This window comes from Cedecea neteri (assembly GCF_000758325.1).
GTDB lineage: Bacteria > Pseudomonadota > Gammaproteobacteria > Enterobacterales > Enterobacteriaceae > Cedecea > Cedecea neteri_B.
Genome location: NZ_CP009459.1, coordinates 205,375 through 226,789 on the forward strand (window position 1 = coordinate 205,375; position 21,415 = coordinate 226,789).

Here is a 21,415-nt window from a genome sequence, read left to right on the forward strand (position 1 = left end):
CAAATGAAATTGTTTAACCTGGCTCACAGTTTCATACTAACGGCGCTTAAAACTTCCGACTAATAAAGATGAATAAGGACGTACTATGTTTTCCGCATTGCGCCGCTCGGTGATTTGCCTGGCGCTGGGCGCGTGCTTTAGCTTTCCCGCAGCGGCGAAGGTCACGCAGCAAGGCGATATTGCCGACCAGCAAACCCGCCACATCGCCACTTATTTTCCGGGCAGAATGACCGGCAGCCCAGCCGAAATGCTGGCCGCAGACTATATTCAGCAGCAGTTTAAAAGCTGGGGATACCAGAGCGATATTCGCCAGTTTAATACTCGCTATATCTACACCACGAAAGCGGGACACCAGACCTGGCATAACGTAACCACCAGCAGCGTGATTGCCGCCCGTGAAGGTAAACTGCCGCAGCAAATTATTATCATGGCGCATCTGGACACCTATACGCCGCTTAATGATAAAGACGTGGACAACAACCTGGGCGGCCTTACGCTGCAGGGCGTGGACGATAATGCTTCTGGTCTTGGCGTGATGCTGGAGCTGGCCGAGCGGCTGAAAGATATCCCTACCCGCTACGGCGTTCGCTTTATTGCCACCAGTGGAGAAGAAATTGGCTCCCTGGGTGCGAAAAATATTCTGGCACGCATGAGCAAAGAGGAGCAGGCCAACACGCTGCTGGTGATCAACCTGGATAGCCTAATTGTTGGCGATAAGCTCTATTTCAATAGCGGAGCATCAACGCCTGCCGCCGTGCGTAAACTGACCCGCGATCGCGCTCTGATGCTCGCTCATCGCGCCGGGATTCAGGCCACCAGCAATCCTGGGCTAAATGCAAAATACCCGAAAGGCACAGGCTGCTGTGGCGATGCTGAACCGTTCGACAAGGCCGGGATCCCTGTGCTGTCCGTAGAAGCCACTAACTGGGCGCTTGGGGCGAAAGATGGTTATCAGCAGCGCAGTAAAAACAAGGCATTTCCAGACGGCACCAGCTGGCATAACGCGACCATCGACAACCTTGAGTATCTGGATAAAGCCCTGCCGGGCAGAATTAAGCGACGCAGCCATGACACGGTGCGTATTCTGCTGCCGCTGGTAAAAGAGTTGGCGAAGGCCGGGAAGTGATTTTCCCCTCGCCGCAATGGCGAGGGTGTATTTATTCGTGCAAACCGCACTCGCGCTTCAGGCCAAAGAAGCGCGTCTCTTCTTCTGCCATGCCTGGTTCCCATTTACGGGTGGTGTGGGTATCGCCGACGGACAAATAGCCCTGATCCCAGAGCGGATGGTACTTCAGCCCGTGCTCGGTCAGGTACTGGTAAACCGTGCGGTTATCCCAGTCGATGATCGGCAAAATTTTAAAGACTTCACGCTGTACCGCCAGTACCGGTAAATTAGCCCTGCTACCGGACTGTTCACGGCGCAGGCCCGCAAACCAGGTTTGTGCCTCCAGCGTTTTCAGCGCGCGGTTCATCGGCTCAACTTTGTTGATGTCGTTGTAACGTTCAATTCCCTCTACGCCCTGCTCCCACAGTTTACCGTAACGCGCTTCCTGCCAGGCCGGGCTTTCGGTGGCGCGGAACACCTGCAAATTCAGCTTCAGCTTGTCGGTAAGCTCGTCGATAAACTGGTAGGTTTCCGGGAACAGATAGCCGGTATCGGTCAGGATCACCGGGATATCGGGACGCTGCTGGGTGACCAAATGCAGGCACACGGCGGCCTGGATGCCGAAGCTGGACGAGAGCACAAATTCCCCCGGCAGGTTTTCCAGCGCCCAGGTCACGCGCTTTTGTGCGCTGAGTTTTTCCAACTGGGCGTTGACTTCGGCGAGCGCCATGACGCGTTCGACCTTAGGAAGGGCGTTCAGCGCGTTCAAATCGAGTACGGACATACGTGCCTCACTTAGTGATGAATGACCCTCACCCCAGCCCTCTCCCTGGAAGGGAGAGGGGGAAGCGAAGTTCGGCGATCGTTATATTAATCCCCTCTCCCAGGCCTCTCCCTGAAAGGGATAGGGGGGAAGCGAAGTTCGGCGATCGTTATGTTAATCCCCTCTCCCCGGCCTCTCCCTGCAAGGGGGAGGGGGGAAGCGAAGTTCGGCGATCGTTATGTTAATCCCCTCTCCCAGGCCTCTCCCTGAAAGGGAGAGGGGGGAAGCGAAGTTCGGCGATCGTTATGTTAATCCCCTCTCCCCGGCCTCTCCCTGCAAGGGGGAGGGGGGAAGCGAAGTTCGGCGATCGTTATGTTAATCCCCTCTCCCAGGCCTCTCCCTGAAAGGGAGAGGGGGGAAGCGAAGTTCGGCGATCGTTATGTTAATCCCCTCTCCCCTTTGGGGAGAGGGTTAGGGTGAGGGGAAAAACTAGTCCCACAAATCCCTGGCCGGATCGAGCACCGGGCGAATAATCCCGGCACGCACGGTGAAATCACCAAAGCCTTCGTCGGCCTCGCGCTCTTTCGCCCAGCGCCCCACCAGCTCATCAATCGAGCTGAGGATCTCCGGCTCGGTGATGTTTTCGCGGTACATGCGTGGAATACGCGTCCCGATGCGGTTGCCGCCAATGTGCAGGTTGTAGCGCCCTGGCGCTTTCCCTACAAGGCCAATTTCGGCCAGCATTGCACGGCCACAGCCGTTCGGGCAGCCGGTGACGCGCATCACAATGTGCTCATCCGGCACCTTGTGTTTGTCCATCACCTGCTCAACTTTGGTGACAAACTCCGGCAGGAAGCGTTCGGCTTCCGCCATCGCCAGCGGGCAGGTCGGGAACGCCACGCAGGCCATTGAGTTCTCACGTTGCGGCGTAACCGCATTCATCAAGCCAGACTCGGTCGCTAGCTTCTCAATTTTAGCCTTTTCGCTTTCCGGCACGCCGGCGACGATCAGGTTCTGGTTTGCCGTCAGGCGGAAATCACCTTTGTGGATCTTAGCGATCTCCAGCAGGCCGGTTTTCAGCGGTCGGCCGGGATAATCCAGGATGCGGCCATTTTCGATAAACAGCGTCAGGTGCCATTTGTCGTCGATGCCCTTCACCCAGCCAATACGATCGCCGCGGCCGGTAAATTCGTAAGCGCGGGTTGGCTCAAACTTGATGCCAGCCCGGCGCTCAACTTCTGCCTTAAACACGTCAACGCCAACGCGCTCAAGGGTATATTTGGTTTTAGCGTTTTTACGGTCGGTACGGTTTCCCCAGTCGCGCTGGGTCGTCACCACCGCTTCCGCTACCGCCAGAGTATGCTCCAGCGGAATGTAGCCGAATTCGCTTGCCGTGCGGGCATAGGTATTTTTATTCCCGTGCTCGATGGACAAACCACCGCCAACCAACAGGTTAAAGCCAACCAGCTTGCCGTTTTCCGCAATCGCAATGAAGTTCATGTCATTGGCGTGCAGATCCACGTCGTTCTGCGGCGGGATCACTACCGTAGTTTTAAACTTACGCGGCAGATAGGTCGGCCCCAAAATCGGCTCTTCGTCGGTGGTAGCGACTTTTTCTTTGTCCCACCAAATCTCGGCGTAGGCGCGGGTGCGCGGCAGCAGGTGCTCAGAGAGCTTTTTCGCCCATTCGTAGGCTTCCTGATGCAGCTCAGACTCCACCGGGTTGGAAGTACACAGCACGTTGCGGTTCACGTCGTTGGCGGTCGCCAGTGCGTCCAGGCCAACCTCGTGCAGCATTTCATGCGCGGGCTTGACGTTCTTCTTCAGAATGCCGTGGAACTGGAACGTCTGCCGGTTGGTCAGACGAATGCTGCCGTAGATAGTCTTATCTTCGGCAAACTTATCAATAGCCTGCCACTGCTGGGTGGTGATAATCCCCCCCGGCAAACGGCAGCGGAGCATCATCGCATGACGCGGCTCCAGCTTCTGCTCTGCGCGTTCGGCGCGAATATCGCGGTCATCCTGCTGATACATGCCGTGGAAACGGATCAGCAGGAAGTTGTCGCCGTTGAAACCGCCGGTCAGGCCATCCTGCAGATCTTCTTTAATGGTGCCGCGCAGAAAATCGCTGTCGCGCTTCAGGCGTTCGGCGTCGACCAGTTTGCCTTCGACCACCAGAGGGCCAGGGTGTTTTTCGCTCATTAGTAGACATCTCGCTGATAACGGCGCTCAACGCGCAGCTCACTTAAAAATTCATCTGCCGCTTCGGTGTCCATGCCACCGTGGACGGCAACCACTTCCAGTAACGCCTGCTCAACGTCCTTCGCCATACGGTTGGCGTCGCCGCAGACGTAAATGTGGGCACCTTCCTGAATCCAGCGCCACAGTTCCGCGCCTTTTTCGCGCAGTTTGTCTTGTACGTATATTTTATGCTGCTGGTCGCGGGACCAGGCTAAATCGATGTTCGTCAGCAGGCCGTCTTTGACGTAGCGCTGCCATTCCACCTGATAAAGGAAATCTTCGGTAAAGTGCGGGTTGCCAAAGAACAGCCAGTTCTTACCGCCGGCTCCGTCGTTGTCGCGCTGCTGAATAAAGGCGCGGAACGGGGCGATGCCGGTGCCGGGGCCAATCATAATGACCGGAGTTTCCGGGTTGGCCGGTAAGCGGAAGTTATCGTTATGTTCAATGAACACACGCACTTCACCATCCTCCTCAAGGCGGTCGGCCAGGAAGCCTGAAGCGCCACCGCTGCGGGCACGGCCTTCGATGTCATAGCGCACCGCGCCCACGGTAATGTGGACTTCGGTTTCAGCTTCGGCCTGTGAAGAAGCGATAGAGTAAAGGCGCGGCGTGAGCGGACGCAGCAGGCCAGTCAGCTGTTCTGCCGTCAACTCTGCCGGGGCGTAGCGCGCCATGTCCACAATCGGCGTGGCCTGCGCGTAATGCTGAAGTTTTGCTTTATCGCCCACCAGCTCCAACAGCGCCGTGTTGCGGGTCAGCTGGGCATAATTTTCGACGATGTTGCCGGTGTTAACCGTCAGCTCGAAGTGCCACTGTAGGGCTTCGCTCAGCGGCAACGTTTTGCCGTCGACGGTAACGCTTTCATCGCCTTTCAGCCACAGCAGATCCGTCAGCTCTTTCACCAGCGCAGAATCGTTCTGATACCAGACGCCAAGCGCATCGCCCGGCTGATAACGCAGGCCGGAATCGCCAAGATCGATTTCGATGTGGCGCACGTCTTTATCGGAGTCGCGGCCGGTAATTTTCTGGTTAACCGCAAGTGTGGCGGTTAACGGAGATTCTTTGCTGTAAGGGCTGGTGAAGATTTCGTTGCTCACGCCCGTGGCCGTCGCGGCAGCCTGAGCCGGAGTTTCAGCCGGGACGCGGGATTTCAGCAGTTCGACGATTTTACCGCGCCATTCCTGCGCCGCAGGCTGGTACTCCACGTCGGTATCAACGCGATCCAACAGGCGCTCGCCGCCCAGTTCAGCCAGTTTGCTGTCGAAGTCTTTGCCGGACTGGCAGAAGAATTCATACGAGCTGTCGCCGAGGCCAAAGACGGCAAACGCGGTGCCGTCCAACTTCGGTGCTTTTTTCGAGAACAGGAATTTGTGCAGGGCCACGGCCTCTTCAGGCGGCTCCCCTTCCCCTTGCGTAGAACTGACGACAATCAGCAGCTTTTCCTGGGCAATTTGCTTGAATTTATAGTCGCCCGCGTTCACCAGGTTAACGTTCAGTTTCGCCGCCAGCAGGTCGTCCCGCAATTGCTCGCTCACGCGGCGCGCGTTGCCGGTCTGCGAAGCGGAGATCAGCGTAATCACCGGGACTTCTGCCGCAGGGGCCGGAGCCGCCGCAACAGCACCAGGCTGCTGGTTAATCATTCCCCAGAAATAACCGGATAACCAGGCCAGCTGAGTGGTTGAAAAATCAGTGGTCGCCGCCTGAAGGCGTGCCAGCTGGTCCGGCGTTAGCGGCAGCAAAGCGCTCGGTGGAACCTGAGAAGTCATACGTATTTAGCTTCCAGTAGCAAAGGGCAAAAAAAGGGCTTACAGACTGTAATGAGTCAAGGTTAACCAGCAGGTTATCAACAATTAAAGAAGGGATGGAAATAATAAATAACTAAAACGACTAATCGTTTTTTCAGGTAAATCATAGTGTTAAAAGTGATTAACTAACTACCTGATGAATATGACATTTCAGCGTATTCACCGTTGCTTACACCGTGTCGCCGGGCAATGCGCCGTTTAGTTAATGCGAAAAATAGTCCATTCCGCTATCATGCGGCGGTTTTTTGAATTCCAGAGAGTCGAATGATGTCCACCACCCTGTTTAAAGATTTTACCTTCGAAGCCGCCCACCGCCTGCCGCACGTCCCGGAAGGCCACAAATGCGGTCGCCTGCATGGCCACTCCTTTATGGTGCGCCTGGAAATTACCGGCGAGGTAGATCCGTATACCGGCTGGATCATGGACTTCTCCGAGCTGAAAGCGGCGTTTAAGCCGACCTACGATCGCCTCGATCACTACTATCTGAACGATATCCCTGGGCTTGAAAACCCCACCAGCGAAGTGCTGGCGAAATGGATTTGGGATCAGATGAAACCTGTCGTACCGCTGTTGAGCGCGGTGATGATCAAAGAAACCTGCACCGCAGGCTGCGTCTACCGCGGCGAATAAGCAAAAAAAGTCCGGGATTCACCCCGGACTTTTCCTCTCTGCGCCCCGCATCAAGCTAATTTTTCTCCCGCTTTGGTAAGCTGCTCCGTCGCAACTAAAAGGTGCACGGGATGGCCACTACAGATTTCGATATTATCGTCGTTGGTGCGGGGATCGCAGGCTCCTGCTGCGCGGTAGAGTGCGCGCGCGCCGGACTCAATGTTCTGCTTGTTGAGCGGGCAAATCAGCCCGGAGGCAAAAACATGTCGGGCGGCAGACTCTACACCGCAGCGTTTGAAAATCTCTTTCCTGATTTTTCTCGCTCCGCCCCACTCGAACGCTGTATTACCCATGAAAAGCTCTCCGCACTGACGGCAGAGACTTCCACCACGCTGAGTTTTCAATATCCTTCGGCGGCGTCATACAGCGTGCTGCGTGCGCGGCTGGATCCGTGGCTCTTCCAGCAGGCTGAACAAGCCGGCGCGCAGTGCCTGACAACGACCCAGGTCGATAGCCTGCACGTCGAAAATGGCGTGGTGAGCGGAGTCGTGATTGACGGCGAAGTGTTAAGCGCCAGAGCCGTGGTTATCGCCGAAGGCGCTAATACCCTGCTGGCCGAGCAACACAAGCTGTTAAATAAGTTGCCTGAGCACAGCGTTGCCGTTGGCGTTAAAGAAGTGCTTGCGCTGCCGAAAGAAGATCTCGAAAACCGCTTCTCGCTTGAAGGTAACGAAGGTGCTGCCTGGCTATTCACCGGCGGCGTTTGCGGCGATCGGCCTGCGGGCGGGTTCCTCTACACCAATCACGATACGCTGTCAGTCGGCATCGTTTGTCCGCTATCTTCAATTCGAGCTTCCTCAACTTCGCTTCACGACTTGCTGGAAAACGTCAAGCAGCACCCGACGCTGCGCCCGCTTCTGCGCCGTGCCGAACTGGTGGAATACGGCGCCCATCTTATTCCTGAATGTGGCCTGAACGGGCTCCCCGAGCGTCTGGCCGGCCCCGGCTATTTGCTGGTGGGCGATAGCGCCCGTTTCTGTATCAATACCGGTTTCACCGTCCGCGGCATGGATTTGGCTGCGCTTTCGGCAAAAGCGGCGGCGCAAACGCTGATTCAAACGCTGCAGGATAATGTTAGTGTCGATCTTCACCAGGCATACCGCCAACAGCTGGAGCGTACCTCACTATGGGCGGTGCTGGAGCGCTATCGCAAGATGCCCGATTTTTTACAAACGCCGGGGCTGTTTCAGACCTGGCCTGGCCTACTGGCCGGGCTGCAGCGTGATATCTTTGATCCCCAATATTTACCGCCGCCACGACTCAGCAGCCTACTGTGGAAACATGCCCGCAAAGCAGGCATTTCCAGACTGGTTAAAGACATTTTTCGCGGAGGACGCAGCCTGTGAACCTGCATGAGAAACTGGCCAGGAACGCCTGGCAGCCTGCGGAGAAACCGCATATTGTCCCGGCAGACAATCCCGATATTGAACAGCTTGCTCTGCTGGTACGCGCCTGCCCAGCCGGGTTATACCGACAGAAAGAAGACGGCAGCCTGCACATTTACAACACCGGCTGCCTGGAATGCGGCACCTGCCGTCTGCTGTGCGACGAACAAACCCTCAGCCGCTGGCGCTATCCGCCCGCCGGCTGCGGCATCCAATTACGCTTTGGTTAATGGAGTCCAAGCTGTGTCCCTGATGTCCCTACTCAAGCAACACCCGCTGATTGCAGCGGTAAAAGATACCCAGAGCCTGCAGCTGGCGCTGGAATCCGACTGCCAGGTGATTTCCGTGCTGTACGGCAATATCTGCACCATTACCGGCATCGTGCAGCAAATTAAGAAGGCGAATAAATATGCGCTGGTACACGTCGATTTACTGGAAGGGACATCGAATAAAGAGATTGTGATTAACTTTCTGAAACTGGTGACCCAGGCCGACGGGGTGATTAGCACCAAAGCGCCAATGGTGAAAGCGGCCAGGGCACAGGGGTTCTTTGCCATTCACCGGCTGTTTATCGTCGATTCCATCTCTTATCACAACATCGATAAGCAGGTGGCCCAGTCAAACCCGGATTGCATCGAAATCCTGCCGGGCTGTATGCCGAAAGTAATGAAATGGGTGACGGAAAAAATCGACCTGCCGGTCATTGCCGGTGGCCTGGTGTGCGACGCGGAAGATGCCAACAACGCGCTCAACGCCGGAGCACTGGCTATCTCCACCACTAATACCGGCGTCTGGCAGTTGGCTAAATATCTTCCCTGACGCAGGTTTGCAGCTCGGTTAACACCGGCAGCAAATCATCCACGATCCCCACATCAGCATGGCGGAAAATTGCCGCCTGCGGATCGTTGTTGATGGCAACAATGAACTGACTGTGGGCAATGCCGCTGATAAAAGCCGGTGCGCCGGAAACGCCTGCCGCAATACAAACGTCTGCGGCAACCTGGGTACCGGACATCCCCAGCAGTTTGTCCATGCTGCACCAGGCGTGCATCACCGCTTCGCGGCTGGCGCCAGTTTCCATGCCCAACCCGCAGGCAATCTCTTCCACTTGCACCATGACTTGCGGGCTACCAACGCCCCTCCCCACCGCCAGCACAAGTCTGGCATCAGCCAGGCCGGATGCGGCTTCATTGGCAATTGCCCCAGATTCAACCAGCCAGGCTGGCTTCTGTGGTGCCACGGGAATCTGTACATATTCCATCTCCGGCTGCCAGGTTTTGGCTCCCGGCGCGGCGGCTACGCTCAGACACCAGGGCTTATTTTGCAGTTGAAGCTCAGCCACCAGCGCGCCGCCATAGGCGTTTTTACGCACTACCTGCCGGGCAAAATTCGCGTCATTAATCGCGCTCCACGCCTCCCCTTGCAGCCGGTGCGCCAGCCGGGTAGCTAGCTCTGCGCCCTGCCAGCCAGAAGGAAATAACAGCATTTCTACTGGAGCACGCAGGAAGTGGGTATACAAACCCTCCAGCAGCGGCTCACTGCATTCGCTCTCCGGCAGCAACCAGGCTTCGAAATGTTCTGGTGCCATTTCACTGCGTGCAATGAAATGCCCTATCTCATTAAGCACCGACACTTTCCGGGCCTCGGGCAGAATCACAGCAATTTTCATGGCGTCATCCTTTCACGTAGCCAGCCACGGTAGAGGCTACGGGCCTTTTCACGCGCATCGCTGCCCTGAATAATTAAACCGCCGCGATGTCGCTGAGCATACTTCAGCCCCACCAGTGGAGAGACAGCCTCCTCATCGCCCTGGACTTTCACAGGTAAAACTTCAACGTCCGAAGCTTTCACCGCCAGTTTTTGCCGCAGGCCAGGCGTTCTCAGGCAGTAATCCCCCCCGCTTTCAATCATCAGCACCGCAGGCAGCCGCACGGTAAGGCTGCGTTTCCCTGCACCGTACCGCTGTTTCAGGCAAACCTGCTGCCGTTCAACGTCGAGCGTGAAATCATAAACCTGAGTGAAGCACGGCCAGCCCAGCCGTTCGGCGAGGTAAAACCCCGTTTGCCCGCTGTTACCTTCAGCGCTGCGTGAGCCTGTCACCACCAGTGATTGAGAATGTTGCTGTTGCCATGCGGCCAGCAAAGCGGCCACTGCGGCAGGGGAAAAAGTCAGCTCGCCATCCGGCTGTAATCGAATGGCCCGCTGGAACCCCAGCGCTTTGAACTGGCGCAGAAAACTGTCCGCACGCTCACGGCCAATGCTCAATGCGGTAAGCTTCAGGCCTTCTGCCTGACGCAGCAATATCTCAGCGGCAGCAGCCTCATCTTCCCCCAGGCAAGGGCGCGTTATCGACGTGTCCAGACTACCCTGCCCGGCAGACAGCCAGTCCTTTTCCGCCAGCATGGCGAGGTCTGGCTCGGCCTTAAAGGCTAACAGAATGTTCATGATTTACTCCCGACGGCTGCTCTTTATTCCCGGATGCGGCCACAAGGCTCATGTTTCGCGTTTCCGGCGCCCAGAAGACGGAAACCAGCAGGCCCAGCATCAGAACCGCGCTCAACAACAGCATGGTGTTTTGCACCCCGAAGGAGACCAGCGCCACCGGCAGCAGTCCGGTGCTAATTGCCGAGCCCAGGCGACTCATCGACGTCGCAAACCCTACGCCCAGAGAGCGAATATCCGTCGGGAAACTCTCCGCCGGCAGCACGCCGACCAGGTTGCTGACCGCCGAAATAGTCAGAGTAAAAACAAAGAACAGCAGCAGAATAATTGTACCGTGTTGTTCCGGCACCAGCGCCAATGCAGTCAGGCTGAAGAACAGCACCAGAAAACCGCCGATCAGGAAACCTCGCCTTGAACAGTGGTGGGTCAGCACCAGGCCCGCGATCGCGCCCGCCACCAGCACCATATTCAGCAGCAGACTGGCGGTCAGGCCATCCCGCATGCCCAGCAGCCCGGTAATGGACGGCAGCCAGGTATAAATTGCAAACCACGGGATCACCAGGCAAACAAAGAACAGGCTATTAAACGCGGTACGCCTCCAGTATTGCCCGGAAAACAACGTGCGGAGATGGCGGGAGGTCGGCACCGCAATTTCATCGCTAATAACAACATGTTCACCAAAGTAGCGGCGCACAATCTGATGTGCTTCGGACACCCGCCCCTGGCGAAGCAGCCAGCGGGGAGATTCCGGCGTTCCCCACCGCAAGAAAGTGATTAACAACGCGGGCAACGCGGCCGACGCCAGCAGCCAGCGCCAGGCATCCGGCCCGCTCTCCACCAGCTGATGGCCAATGAGGCTCGCCAGCACGTAGCCCAGCGTCCAGACCACGCTAAAAGCGCCTAGCAGCACGCCACGATGTTTACGTGGGGCAAATTCGGCCAGCATGGTGTGGCCCACTGAGTAGTCACCGCCCAGCCCGATACCAATTAACACCCGCAGCAGAATCAGCTGCTCTACGTTGCTAACGAAAAACTGTAAAAAAGAGGCCAACGTGATGAGCACGAAGCTGAAGTTAAAAATTTTCTGACGACCAATATGATCGGAGATCCAACCCAGCACCAAGCTGCCAAGAAACAGCCCAAACAGCGCCGAGCCGCCCACTAATCCTTCCTGAAGTGGCGTCAGGCCCATTTGCGGCGTAATCATCACCAGCGCAAAACCAATTACGCCGAGCACGTAGCCATCCGTCAGGTGAGCGCCAAAGGTCAGCCCGGCTATGCGTAAATGAAAGCGATTAAGCGGCAGGTCATCCATACGAACCGGTTCGGCGTGCATACTGATTCCTTTGTCGATCCGTAAATGAAGAGGTCGGCTCCTGAGAGCCGACCTGTACGGTTATTTTTCAATCGGCCAAATCGTGCCGGTATTCATGATGCCGTTCGGATCGTACTGATCTTTCAGGCCCTGCATGATTGGCCAGGCGGTGCCGTGCTCAAGCTTGGACCAGTGCACGCGGTGCTTGCCGATCCCGTGGTGGTGCACCATCGAGCCGCCGAGGCGAATCGTCTCTTCCACGATGATTTTGTTCAGCGGGTTGTGGTACTTGTCGATCTCCTCTTCCGGCTTGCAGTCCACCACGTTGTAGTCGTACACGAAGTACATGTTGGTGCCGTTGATGTAGCTGTGGGAAGAGTGGCCACCCAGCATAGTGATATCACCTGCATGTGGGAACTCGTTGCGAATGCGCTCGATCACATTGTGGTAAATCTCATTAATGCAGCTCCAGCTGCCGGAGACTTCAGTGGTAAAGCCCATGTTGCCGGTTTTCAGGATCTGCACGCGCTCGGCAGCCACTTTATCCGGCCCCCAGTTCAGGTTGTTGAACCAGGTTTCAATCAGCTTGCTGTCCACCTTCTTGCATTCCGGGTAGCGGGCAACAATTTCTTCGATGCCCGCGCCGGTCGCTTCCGCCAGGCGCTTAGAGCCTTCTGCCATAAAGATCAGCACGCATTTGCCGTCGGCAAAATGGGTGAAGTGCTGGGTGCCATCTTCGGCGTCATACAGGCGGGCAATCGACGGGCGATAGCCTTCCACCATCACTTCACGCAGGATGTTGAACCCGGTTTTCATGTTGTCGAGGATGTAGCCATAGAACAGGTTGTTTTCCGGCATGTACTTGAAGATTTTTACCGTCACTTCGGTGATGTAGCAGAGTGCCCCTTCGTTGCCGATAATCACATGGCGAATGTCCGGGCCAGCGGCACGACGCGGCACGTTTTTAATGCGCGTGATGCTGCCGTCCGGGAACACGGCTTCGAGACCAACCACCATGTCCTCAATCGCACCGTACAGGGTTGAGAACTGGCCGATGCTGCGGGTTGCCACAAGGCCGCCCATTTGTGCCAGCGGCTTGGACTGCGGCGAGTGGCCAGTGGTGTAGCCTTTTGCGCGCAGGGCATCTTCCAGCACTTCCAGCGGCACGCCGCACTGGGCGGTGGCCTGCATGTTTTCAATGTCGATATCGACTATCTTGTTCAGCCCGGAACCGTCCAGCACCACGGAGTTTTTCACCACGGTTTCCAGGCCGCCTTCCGTTGCTGAAGCCCCGGTGCGCGGTACGCAGTTGATGTGGTTGCCGTTCAGGAACGCCAGCACGTTAGAAACTTGTTCAGTACTTTGTAGCTTCACCACCGCGGCCGGCAACGGCAGGGTGAACACGCCATGAATATCCGCATATTTTCTGAACCGGTCGATACTGTTTTTCTGCAATACTTTTTCATCGGTAATAACCTGCTGCGGGCCAACAATTTCTTTTAATTGATCCACAATTGCTTCGCGAGATAAAGACATGACAACTCCTTCCTGACAAATAAGGGAATACGGATATAAATAAGAGAAAGCAGGAACCACCCTGCGAGAATTACCTGACTAAATAACCACCATCAACGACTAACAAATGACCATTAACATAATCTGAAGCACGACTGGATAAATAAACCATTGCCCCCATAAGATCCTGAGTTTCACCCCAGCGGTTGGCTGGAATATGATCAAGCACGCGTTTGTTGGTTTCCGGGTTTTTACGAGTTTCGGTAGTAATATCGGTGGCATAATAACCAGGTGCGATGCCGTTCACCTGAATATTATATTGACCTAATTCGTCACAATAGGCTTTCGTTAAACCGGCCAGCGCATGTTTTGTGGCGGAATAAGCCGGAGACCACTGTCCACCAAGATAAGAAAATAGCGAGCAGATATTAATGATTTTTCCGTGCTTTTGCGGGATCATCACTTTAGCCGCTTCGTAACTTAATTCGAACGCCGCGGTCAGGTTGATGTTGATCATCGGGTCCCAGTCGGCACGGCCGAAATCCAGCACCTTGTTAAGCTTACAGATCCCGGCGTTGTTAACCAGAATATCCACCGAACCAAAGGTTTCCAGGCACTGGGCGATGACCTGAGCCGGGGCGCCTTTCTCCGTGATGTCCACCGTCATAAACGCCACTTTTACGCCTTGCTGTTCAATAAGTTGACGCGTTTCGCCTTTCTCTTCCACCACCGTGGGAATAAACACATTCGCGCCAGCCTTAGCCAGTGCCATGGCGAACGCCTGCCCCAGCCCGCTGTTACCGCCGGTGACAATCGCCGTCTTCCCTTTAAGCGAGAAGAAGTCCAGTGAGAATTCGTTGAGTGCGCTGAGCGACATGATGAACTCCTTAAATTTTTTAAACGCAAAAAAAAATGAGAAAAGCAAGCTTCCCCCGAAAGGGAAGTTACTTTTCTCATCGTCTCTAGTAACTGGCTAAAATAAGTATCATAGCGAGGAACCGCGTTATGTGATCAATCTCACAACTCATTAACAGAAAGGTTTTATCGCTAAATTATTCATCGTGAAAATCAATATCGTGATATTTCTCACACTAAAAAACCACGTTGCATGTTAATAATCTTCGCAATTACTAGAGTCCATGAGAAAAGTAATCAGCCCTTAAAAGGGGATTGGTTACTTTTCTCTTTTTTTTGTCTTTAACAATCCTGATTACTGAGAGCACACCATGCGTGATTCAAATTTTCGTCGCTGGCTAACGCTGGCAATAATAAGTATCAGTGGTGGTGTAAGTTTTGACCTTGCTTATTTAAGGTATATTTACCAAATCCCCATGGCAAAATTTATGGGGTTTAGCAATACCGAAATAGGCTTAATTATGAGTACTTTCGGAATAACCGCAATTATACTTTATGCTCCGAGCGGAATTATTGCTGATAAATTCTCCCACCGCGTAATGATGACGCTGGCGATGATTGCCACCGGCCTGTTGGGGATTGTGATGGCTTTCTACCCGCCGCTGTGGGTGATGATTGTCATTCAGGTCGCATTCGCCGTGACTACCATTCTGATGCTGTGGTCGGTCTCCATTAAGGCGGCTTCCCTGCTGGGCGATCATAGCGAGCAGGGAAAAATTATGGGCTGGATGGAAGGCCTGCGCGGCGTCGGCGTGATGGCGCTGGCGGTATTCACTATGTGGGTGTTCTCGCGCTTTGCGCCGGAAGATGCCAACAGCCTTAAAGCCGTCATCCTTATCTACAGCGGCGTTTATATTGCGCTCGGCGTGCTGTGTTGGTTCTTTGTCAGCGACGGCTTTACCGGCCGTACAGAAGGTGCTCAGGAAGCCAAAAAACCGGCTTTCCAGCTAAAAGATATTCTGTCCGTTTTACGGATAAGTACTACCTGGTACTGCAGTATGGTGATCTTCGGGGTCTACACCATTTATGCCATCCTGAGTTATTCCACCAACTACCTGACAGAGATGTACGGCATGTCGTTAGTGGCCGCCAGCTACATGGGTATCGTGATCAATAAAATCTTCCGCGCAGTTTGTGGTCCACTGGGCGGCATTATTACGACCTACAGCAGAATCAAATCGCCGACTCGTGTGGTGCAGTTGCTCTCTATTGTTGGCGCAGCCGCACTAGTCGCGCTGCTGGCAACCAACGCCAATCCTCAGTCCGTTGCGATGGGTATTGGGCTTATTTTGCTGCTGGGATTCACCTGTTACGCCTCACGCGGGCTTTACTGGGCCTGCCCCGGCGAAGCGAGAACGCCACCCTACATTATGGGGACTACCGTGGGGATCTGTTCAGTCATCGGCTTCTTGCCGGACGTGTTCGTTTATCCACTTGTTGGCCACTGGCAGGACACACTCCCTGCAGAGGAAGCCTACCGCAATATGTGGCTGATGGGATTAGCCGCGCTGTGCATGGTCATCGTGTTTGCCATTTTGCTGATTCGCAAAATTCGCGCCGCCGACATTGCACAGGAAAAATTGGCATCACTGGCCGCAACGGGCGAGTGATGAGGGAAAATTGAAGGAGAAAGGCAATGTCGAAGCAATACATCATTGGGATTGATGGTGGAAGCCAGAGTACAAAAGTCGTGATGTACGATCTGGCTGGCAATATCGTCTGTGAAGGCAAGGGGCCGCTTCAGCCGATGTACACGCCGGACGCGGATACCGCCGAACACCCCGACGACGACCTATGGGACTCACTGTGCCGCGCCGGGCAGGATTTAATGAGCCACTTCACGGGCGACAAGAATGCCATCGTCGGGATTGGCCTTGGCTCCATACGCTGCTGTCGCGCCCTATTAAAGGCTGACGGCACACCGGCTGAGCCGCTAATCAGCTGGCAGGATGCCCGCGTCACCCGTCCCTACGAGCACACAAATCCTGACGTCGCCTGGGTTACCTCTTTCTCGGGGTACCTGTCTCACCGCTTAACCGGCGAGTTCAAAGACAATATCGCCAACTATTTTGGCCAATGGCCGGTGGACTACAAAACGTGGTCATGGAGCGATGACAGAGAAGTACTGAAGAAATTTAATATTCCACGCACCATGCTGTTTGATGTTCAGATGCCCGGTACGGTCATTGGCCATCTTACCGAAAATGCCGCAAAGGCTACGGGCTTCCCGGCCGGATTACCGGTAGTTTGTACCACCAGCGATAAGCCGGTAGAAGCGCTTGGGGCCGGACTGCTGGATGACGAAACGGCGGTGATTTCTCTCGGCACCTATATCGCGCTGATGATGAACGGCAAAGCGTTGCCAAAAGCCCCGGTAGCCTACTGGCCCATTATGTCATCGATTCCTGAAACGCTGCTGTATGAAGGCTACGGCATCCGCAAAGGGATGTGGACGGTAAGCTGGCTGCGGGACATGCTGGGTGAGTCATTGATTCAGGATGCGAAAGCACAGAATCTTTCCCCGGAAGGGTTACTGAACAAGAAAGCCGCGCTGGTGCCGCCGGGCTGTAACGGCCTGATGACCGTGCTGGACTGGCTGACCAATCCGTGGGAACCCTTCAAACGCGGGATAATGATCGGCTTTGATTCCAGCATGGACTACGCGTGGATTTACCGCTCGATCCTCGAAAGCATCGCCCTGACGCTGAAAAACAACTACGACAATATGTGCCATGAGATGGACCACTTTGCCAAACATGTGATCATCACCGGCGGCGGCTCCAACAGCGATCTGTTTATGCAGATCTTTGCCGACGTGTTTAACCTGCCGGTCAGGCGTAACGCGATCAACGGCTGCGCAAGTCTGGGGGCGGCAATCAACACCGCCGTCGGGCTGGGCCTGTATACCAGCTATGAAACCGCCGTCGAAAAAATGGTGCGGGTCAAAGATGTGTTTATGCCGATTGAAAACAACGCGCGACGCTATGAGGCGCTAAACAAAGGGATTTTCAGGGAGTTAACGCAGCACACTGACGTTATTTTGAAAAAATCTTATCAGGTGATGCACGGAGAGTTAGATAACACGGATTCGATTCAAAGCTGGTCCAACGCTTAACTAACGGTTAACGCCGGGTGTGATGACCGCACCCGGCTTTGCATATCAGGCAATATTCAAATATTTGTGCGTCTGCATCGACAGGCGCCAGTTGCGCGCGATGCAGGTTTCAATGCACAGGCGGGTAGCATCGTCTTTTTGGCTGATCGGCTGCAACGCGATGATACGGCTTTTCTCATCCGTCAGCGTTGCCAGCAGTTCGTCCAGCGCCTCGACGTCACGCATACGCCCCACCGGGTGCTTAATTTCATCCGCACGTTCCAGCGCCTGGGAGAGAATGTCATACCCGCCGCGCATGTTCACCTTCGGGGAAACCGTCACCCAGGTATTTGCCGTGCAGCGCACTTCATGTGTGCCGCTGGTTTCTATCTGGCAGCTAAACCCGTTTTTCTCCAGCAAATCTGTCAGCGGAGTTAGGTCATGAATGCAAGGCTCACCGCCGGTGATCACCACATGCCGCGCGGTATAGCCCTGGCGGCCAATCACGGCCAGTAGATCTTCGGCGCTTGCCGCACCCCACTTATCGCTTTCTTTGGTTTTGGCCAGGATACTGAACAGCGACACTTCACGATCCGCGAGCTTATCCCAGGTATGTTTGGTATCGCACCAGGCGCAGCCTACCGGGCAACCCTGCAGGCGAATAAAAATGGCGGGCACGCCGGTAAAATAGCCTTCCCCTTGCAGGGTCTGGAACATCTCGTTAATCGGGTACTGCATAATCATCTCGGTCATAGTCACAAAAAGTAATTATCGCAGAACTGGCGATGGAGATCATGCGAAAGCGGCTGCGCCGCCGGGATGCCTGATCCCCATGCCGCGTAAACAGCCTCTATTTTCATGGTTACTGTGTGCCAGCTCTCAACTTTCTTATGGTGATTAAACGTTTGCTCCTCATGTTGATCGTCGTCATAACAGCACGTATTGCTAACTTCTAGCATCCCTCTGGCTTTCCCCCTGAATTTACATAAGGAAATGATAAATGGATGATTCTTCTGTTCCCGGACACCAAAGAGTTGGGCCCGCCGCCTGGTTTAGCCTGCTGTTTGCGATGGTCTTTTTCTCTGGCCTGTTGGGCGGAAAAAACTGGTACGGGGTGTTTGACTTCACCACGCTAAACGGTGCCTTTGGCAAAGTTGTCAGCGGTGTTAACCCGGCCGGAGAATCGCTGGATGTTGCAAAAAGTGCCTTCCGCGGCAACGGTGGATATGGCGCAATGGACGGTTTTCTCTTCGCTTTCGGCCTGATTCCCGCCGTGATGTTTGCGCTGGGCATGATTAACGTGCTGGAACACTACGGCGCCCTGCGGGCCGCAAGAAAACTACTGACCCCTCTCCTTCGCCCCCTGATGGGCGTTCCCGGTGCCACGGGCCTTGCGCTAATCGGCAGCCTGCAAAGCACCGACGTTGGCGCATCGCTCACCCGCGTACTGGCGGATGAAGGCCAGATCACCGAAAAAGAAAAAACCGTGTTCACTATGTTCCAGTTTTCCGCCGGAGCCATGATCACCAACTTTTTCTCTTCCGGGGCGGTGCTCTTCACGCTGATCGCCGTTGACGGCAGCCAGGCCGTACCAAGCTCTATCGGCATGTGCGTCGCCGTGATGTTCATTATGAAAATTGTGGGGGCAAACATGATGCGCCTGATCCTGAACATCACGGAACGGAAAACAAAAACGGAGGTGCAACATGGCTGATGCAGCAAAACCGATGATCACCGATGTCTTTGTTGCCGGGGCGCGCAAAGGCTGGACCATAGCGACAACCAGTACGCTGCCTAATGTGTTGATGGCATTCATTATTATTTATGCGCTTGAGCTTACGGGCGCACTGCAGGGCATGGCGTGGCTGTTTGGTCCGGTAATGAAATTCTTTGGGCTGCCCGGTGAAGCTGCGGCAGTACTCATCGGCGGCTGGATGTCTATGGGCGGTGGCGTAGGTGTCGCTATCAGTCTGTTTGAAAGAGGAATTCTCAGCGGAGAACATCTGGCTATTCTCGCGCCGGCCATCTATTTGATGGGCTCTCAGGTGCAGTACGCCGGGCGTATTCTCGGCGTGGTCGGCATTCCGGCGAAGCGTATTCCGCTGATGATAGCCCTCTCCGTACTCAACGCATTTTGCGCCATGCTGATCATGCGCGTTCTTATTCTGGAGTAACCTATGGATCTGAAACAGTATCTTCAAGAGTTAAAAAGAGTCGTAAATATCGACTGTGGCACCGCCACCGCTGCGGGCGTAGAAGAGGTCAGCCGTATCTTTCAGCAATGGTATCTGTCAGAAAACTGGCACTGCGACAGCATTGATCTGGGGAATAAAGTAGGGCCGGGTTTGTTTGCCACCAATAAGCCCGATGCCGCACAGTACGACGTTTTACTTGTGGGTCATATGGATACCGTATTCCCACCAGGAACCGTTTCAGAGCGGCCTTTCAGCATTGAAGGCGATCGCGCCTATGGGCCTGGCGTGTCAGACATGAAAAGCGGATTGTTATCTATCCTTTGGGCTTTACGTGGCCTGGACAAAGCCGACCTTGAAAGGTTGGCTATCGCCGTGGCCATGAACCCTGACGAAGAAACTGGCTCGGCCCATTCACATGAATGGATTGGCGGCATAGCAAAACGCAGCCGCTGCGTGCTGGTGTGCGAGGCGGCAAGAGCCGACGGCTCTCTGGTGAAAGCCAGAAAAGGCATGGCTCGTTATCGCCTGGCGTTTAAAGGCGTAGCCGCCCATGCGGGTAACGATCCAGAAAAAGGCCGTTCTGCGGTGAAAGCGCTCGCTCATGCAGTGCTGGCAATCAGCGATCTGGCCGATATGACAAAGGGCACCACGCTGAACACCGGCGTGATTTCCGGCGGCGTTGGGGCGAATATCGTGTCGGATCGCGCGGAGATGATTGTCGATCTCCGCTTCAATGATAACGACGAATATCTGCGGGTTAATGAGGCCATTCAATCGTTCAGCCAGCGTCAATTCGAGCCTGATGTGTTAACCAGCGTCGAACAGCAGGCACAAACGCCAGCGATGTCGCCTTCCGCGGAAACGGAAAAGCTGATGAGGCTGGTGGAAAAAGCCGGTGAAGCTGTCGACGTGGAGGTTCGCTGGCAAGCGGTGGGCGGCGGCTCAGACGCTAACCACACGGCGGCACTTGGCGTGCCATCTCTGGACGGATTTGGCCCTGTCGGCGCGGGTTTCCATTCCCCTTCCGAATATCTGGAGCTGAGCAGTATCGAGCCTCGGGTTCGGCTGCTGCGCGAAGTGATCCGCTCGCTGTAAAAAAAGGCCGGGAAATTCCCGGCCTGCTTCATTACTTTTTCAGTTTAAAATCAATCACCATGCGGCCTTTAATCTTGCCGCTCTCCATTTCAGGGTAAAGGGCAATGAGCACCTGAAGCCGATCGGGAGCCTGTTCCTGGATTATTTGATCTTAACAGCCTTCACATCCAGCATCGGTGTCAGCAGACAGGTATAACTAAGTTTGTCATTGTCTGGCCCTTTCCCCGGGAAAAATGCCGAACCTTCTACGACAACGTCATAGCGTTCGCTCTTCTTACCGGCAATGACCTTACCGGGAGCAAAAGCGGGTGAGTCAGGACTAATCTCAACCAACCGCTCAAGTCCGGTGCTGATAACATCACTACGGTTAGATTTCGACAACGCCGCATTGAGACAAGCCCTGTTTGCAGCATCACGCCCCTGCATCGTGCCCATACCAGGCTCATACTTTTGTGGAAGATTAGCCAGGCGCCAAATATCTGACTGTGGCATATAGACGCCAGGTTCAAATCGCCCGGTTCCAGAGCGCACGGCACAAACGATCAGTTGAGGACTGACTCCATCGATAGCAACGAAAGTGGTGCCAGGCTCAGATTGCAGCGTGAGTTTTGCATAATTGGCATTGATCTCAAAAGGAACCGACTTCTCTTTCGCCATCGTCGAGCGTGACTTGCAAAGCGCTACTTTTGCAGGGTCTTGCCCCAGACTGTCACTTGAAATCATCGCCGCATGTGCAGAAGAGATACCTAACAGCATCAGTGGCACTAAAGATAAAAAAATGCTTTTTTGATTCATTATATCCCCGGAGGTTATTCCTTCATTGTTATTGATACATATACACTTTAATCATACGGTTCTTTCAATACACGACTAAAC

At 54.8% G+C, this 21,415-nt stretch carries 20 protein-coding genes; 10 read left to right on the forward strand and 10 right to left on the reverse strand.

Annotated features, from left to right (window positions below; translation table 11 throughout):
• Positions 1–85: 85 nt before the first annotated feature.
• On the forward strand, positions 86–1,126 hold the full coding sequence (locus LH86_RS01005) for an aminopeptidase (protein WP_039297628.1): 1,041 nt from the start codon (positions 86–88) through the stop codon (positions 1,124–1,126).
• Between the two features lie 31 nt (positions 1,127–1,157).
• On the opposite strand, the gene cysH is transcribed toward LH86_RS01005, so the two are convergent.
• From cysH to cysJ, 3 genes are all read right to left on the reverse strand, one after another.
• A complete protein-coding gene (cysH, locus tag LH86_RS01010; protein ID WP_039297631.1) occupies positions 1,158–1,889 on the reverse strand; it encodes a phosphoadenosine phosphosulfate reductase in 732 nt (243 codons plus the stop codon).
• A gap of 468 nt (positions 1,890–2,357) precedes the next feature.
• Positions 2,358–4,070, reverse strand: a complete 1,713-nt coding sequence (gene cysI / locus LH86_RS01015; RefSeq protein WP_039287170.1) for an assimilatory sulfite reductase (NADPH) hemoprotein subunit — start codon at positions 4,068–4,070, stop codon at positions 2,358–2,360.
• Positions 4,070–5,875: an NADPH-dependent assimilatory sulfite reductase flavoprotein subunit gene (cysJ, locus tag LH86_RS01020; protein ID WP_039297634.1), complete on the reverse strand. Its 1,806-nt coding sequence runs from the start codon at positions 5,873–5,875 to the stop codon at positions 4,070–4,072. Before cysJ ends, cysI begins: the two co-directional genes overlap by 1 nt.
• Before the next feature lie 303 nt (positions 5,876–6,178).
• Between cysJ and queD the strand changes: the two genes are divergently transcribed.
• From queD to LH86_RS01040, 4 genes are all read left to right on the forward strand, one after another.
• The gene (gene queD, locus LH86_RS01025; RefSeq protein ID WP_162473299.1) at positions 6,179–6,544 is read left to right on the forward strand and encodes a 6-carboxytetrahydropterin synthase QueD; all 366 of its coding nucleotides are present in this window, start codon (positions 6,179–6,181) and stop codon (positions 6,542–6,544) included.
• Between the two features lie 110 nt (positions 6,545–6,654).
• A complete protein-coding gene (locus LH86_RS01030) occupies positions 6,655–7,929 on the forward strand; it encodes an FAD-dependent oxidoreductase (RefSeq protein WP_039297637.1) in 1,275 nt (424 codons plus the stop codon).
• Entirely contained in the window at positions 7,926–8,198 is a 273-nt protein-coding gene (locus LH86_RS01035) for a 4Fe-4S dicluster domain-containing protein (protein ID WP_039297640.1), read from the forward strand. The genes LH86_RS01030 and LH86_RS01035 overlap by 4 nt, the downstream gene beginning before the upstream one ends.
• 13 nt (positions 8,199–8,211) lie before the next feature.
• Positions 8,212–8,787 (forward strand): glycerol-3-phosphate responsive antiterminator, encoded by a 576-nt coding sequence (locus LH86_RS01040; protein WP_039297643.1) that lies wholly within the window; start codon positions 8,212–8,214, stop codon positions 8,785–8,787.
• Here the strand turns inward: LH86_RS01040 and LH86_RS01045 are convergent.
• The 5 genes from LH86_RS01045 to LH86_RS01065 form a co-directional block, all read right to left on the reverse strand.
• Positions 8,771–9,637: an electron transfer flavoprotein subunit alpha/FixB family protein gene (locus LH86_RS01045; protein ID WP_052045533.1), complete on the reverse strand. Its 867-nt coding sequence runs from the start codon at positions 9,635–9,637 to the stop codon at positions 8,771–8,773. The genes LH86_RS01040 and LH86_RS01045 overlap by 17 nt on opposite strands.
• Positions 9,634–10,413 carry an electron transfer flavoprotein subunit beta/FixA family protein gene (locus LH86_RS01050; RefSeq protein WP_039297645.1) on the reverse strand — a complete coding sequence of 260 codons (780 nt, stop codon included), beginning with the start codon at positions 10,411–10,413 and terminating at the stop codon, positions 9,634–9,636. Before LH86_RS01050 ends, LH86_RS01045 begins: the two co-directional genes overlap by 4 nt.
• A complete protein-coding gene (locus LH86_RS01055) occupies positions 10,391–11,746 on the reverse strand; it encodes an MFS transporter (protein ID WP_039297648.1) in 1,356 nt (451 codons plus the stop codon). The genes LH86_RS01050 and LH86_RS01055 overlap by 23 nt, the downstream gene beginning before the upstream one ends.
• A gap of 60 nt (positions 11,747–11,806) precedes the next feature.
• Complete coding sequence (locus LH86_RS01060) at positions 11,807–13,261, reverse strand: FAD-binding oxidoreductase (protein ID WP_039297651.1); 1,455 nt, start codon at positions 13,259–13,261, stop codon at positions 11,807–11,809.
• A 70-nt stretch (positions 13,262–13,331) separates the two neighbouring features.
• On the reverse strand, positions 13,332–14,117 hold the full coding sequence (locus LH86_RS01065; protein WP_039287198.1) for an SDR family oxidoreductase: 786 nt from the start codon (positions 14,115–14,117) through the stop codon (positions 13,332–13,334).
• 349 nt (positions 14,118–14,466) lie between these two features.
• Between LH86_RS01065 and LH86_RS01070 the strand changes: the two genes are divergently transcribed.
• Both LH86_RS01070 and LH86_RS01075 read left to right on the forward strand, forming a co-directional pair.
• On the forward strand, positions 14,467–15,765 hold the full coding sequence (locus tag LH86_RS01070) for an MFS transporter (protein ID WP_039297654.1): 1,299 nt from the start codon (positions 14,467–14,469) through the stop codon (positions 15,763–15,765).
• A gap of 26 nt (positions 15,766–15,791) precedes the next feature.
• Positions 15,792–17,270 (forward strand): FGGY-family carbohydrate kinase, encoded by a 1,479-nt coding sequence (locus LH86_RS01075; protein WP_039297657.1) that lies wholly within the window; start codon positions 15,792–15,794, stop codon positions 17,268–17,270.
• Positions 17,271–17,315: 45 nt separating this feature from the next.
• Here the strand turns inward: LH86_RS01075 and queE are convergent, their stop codons facing one another.
• Positions 17,316–17,987, reverse strand: coding sequence for a 7-carboxy-7-deazaguanine synthase QueE (gene queE, locus LH86_RS01080; RefSeq protein WP_039305824.1), 672 nt, complete (start codon positions 17,985–17,987; stop codon positions 17,316–17,318).
• A 262-nt stretch (positions 17,988–18,249) separates the two neighbouring features.
• Between queE and LH86_RS01090 the strand changes: the two genes are divergently transcribed.
• From LH86_RS01090 to LH86_RS01100, 3 genes are read left to right on the forward strand one after another with little or no spacing between them, the layout of a single operon-like run.
• Positions 18,250–18,963 (forward strand): nucleoside recognition domain-containing protein, encoded by a 714-nt coding sequence (locus tag LH86_RS01090; protein ID WP_039297662.1) that lies wholly within the window; start codon positions 18,250–18,252, stop codon positions 18,961–18,963.
• Complete coding sequence (locus tag LH86_RS01095) at positions 18,956–19,423, forward strand: YjiG family protein (protein WP_039297663.1); 468 nt, start codon at positions 18,956–18,958, stop codon at positions 19,421–19,423. Before LH86_RS01090 ends, LH86_RS01095 begins: the two co-directional genes overlap by 8 nt.
• A 3-nt stretch (positions 19,424–19,426) precedes the next feature.
• On the forward strand, positions 19,427–20,539 hold the full coding sequence (locus tag LH86_RS01100) for a M20 family metallopeptidase (RefSeq protein ID WP_039297669.1): 1,113 nt from the start codon (positions 19,427–19,429) through the stop codon (positions 20,537–20,539).
• A 141-nt stretch (positions 20,540–20,680) separates the two neighbouring features.
• On the opposite strand, the gene LH86_RS01105 is transcribed toward LH86_RS01100, so the two are convergent.
• The gene (locus LH86_RS01105; protein ID WP_039287214.1) at positions 20,681–21,334 is read right to left on the reverse strand and encodes a hypothetical protein; all 654 of its coding nucleotides are present in this window, start codon (positions 21,332–21,334) and stop codon (positions 20,681–20,683) included.
• Positions 21,335–21,415 lie beyond the last annotated feature (81 nt).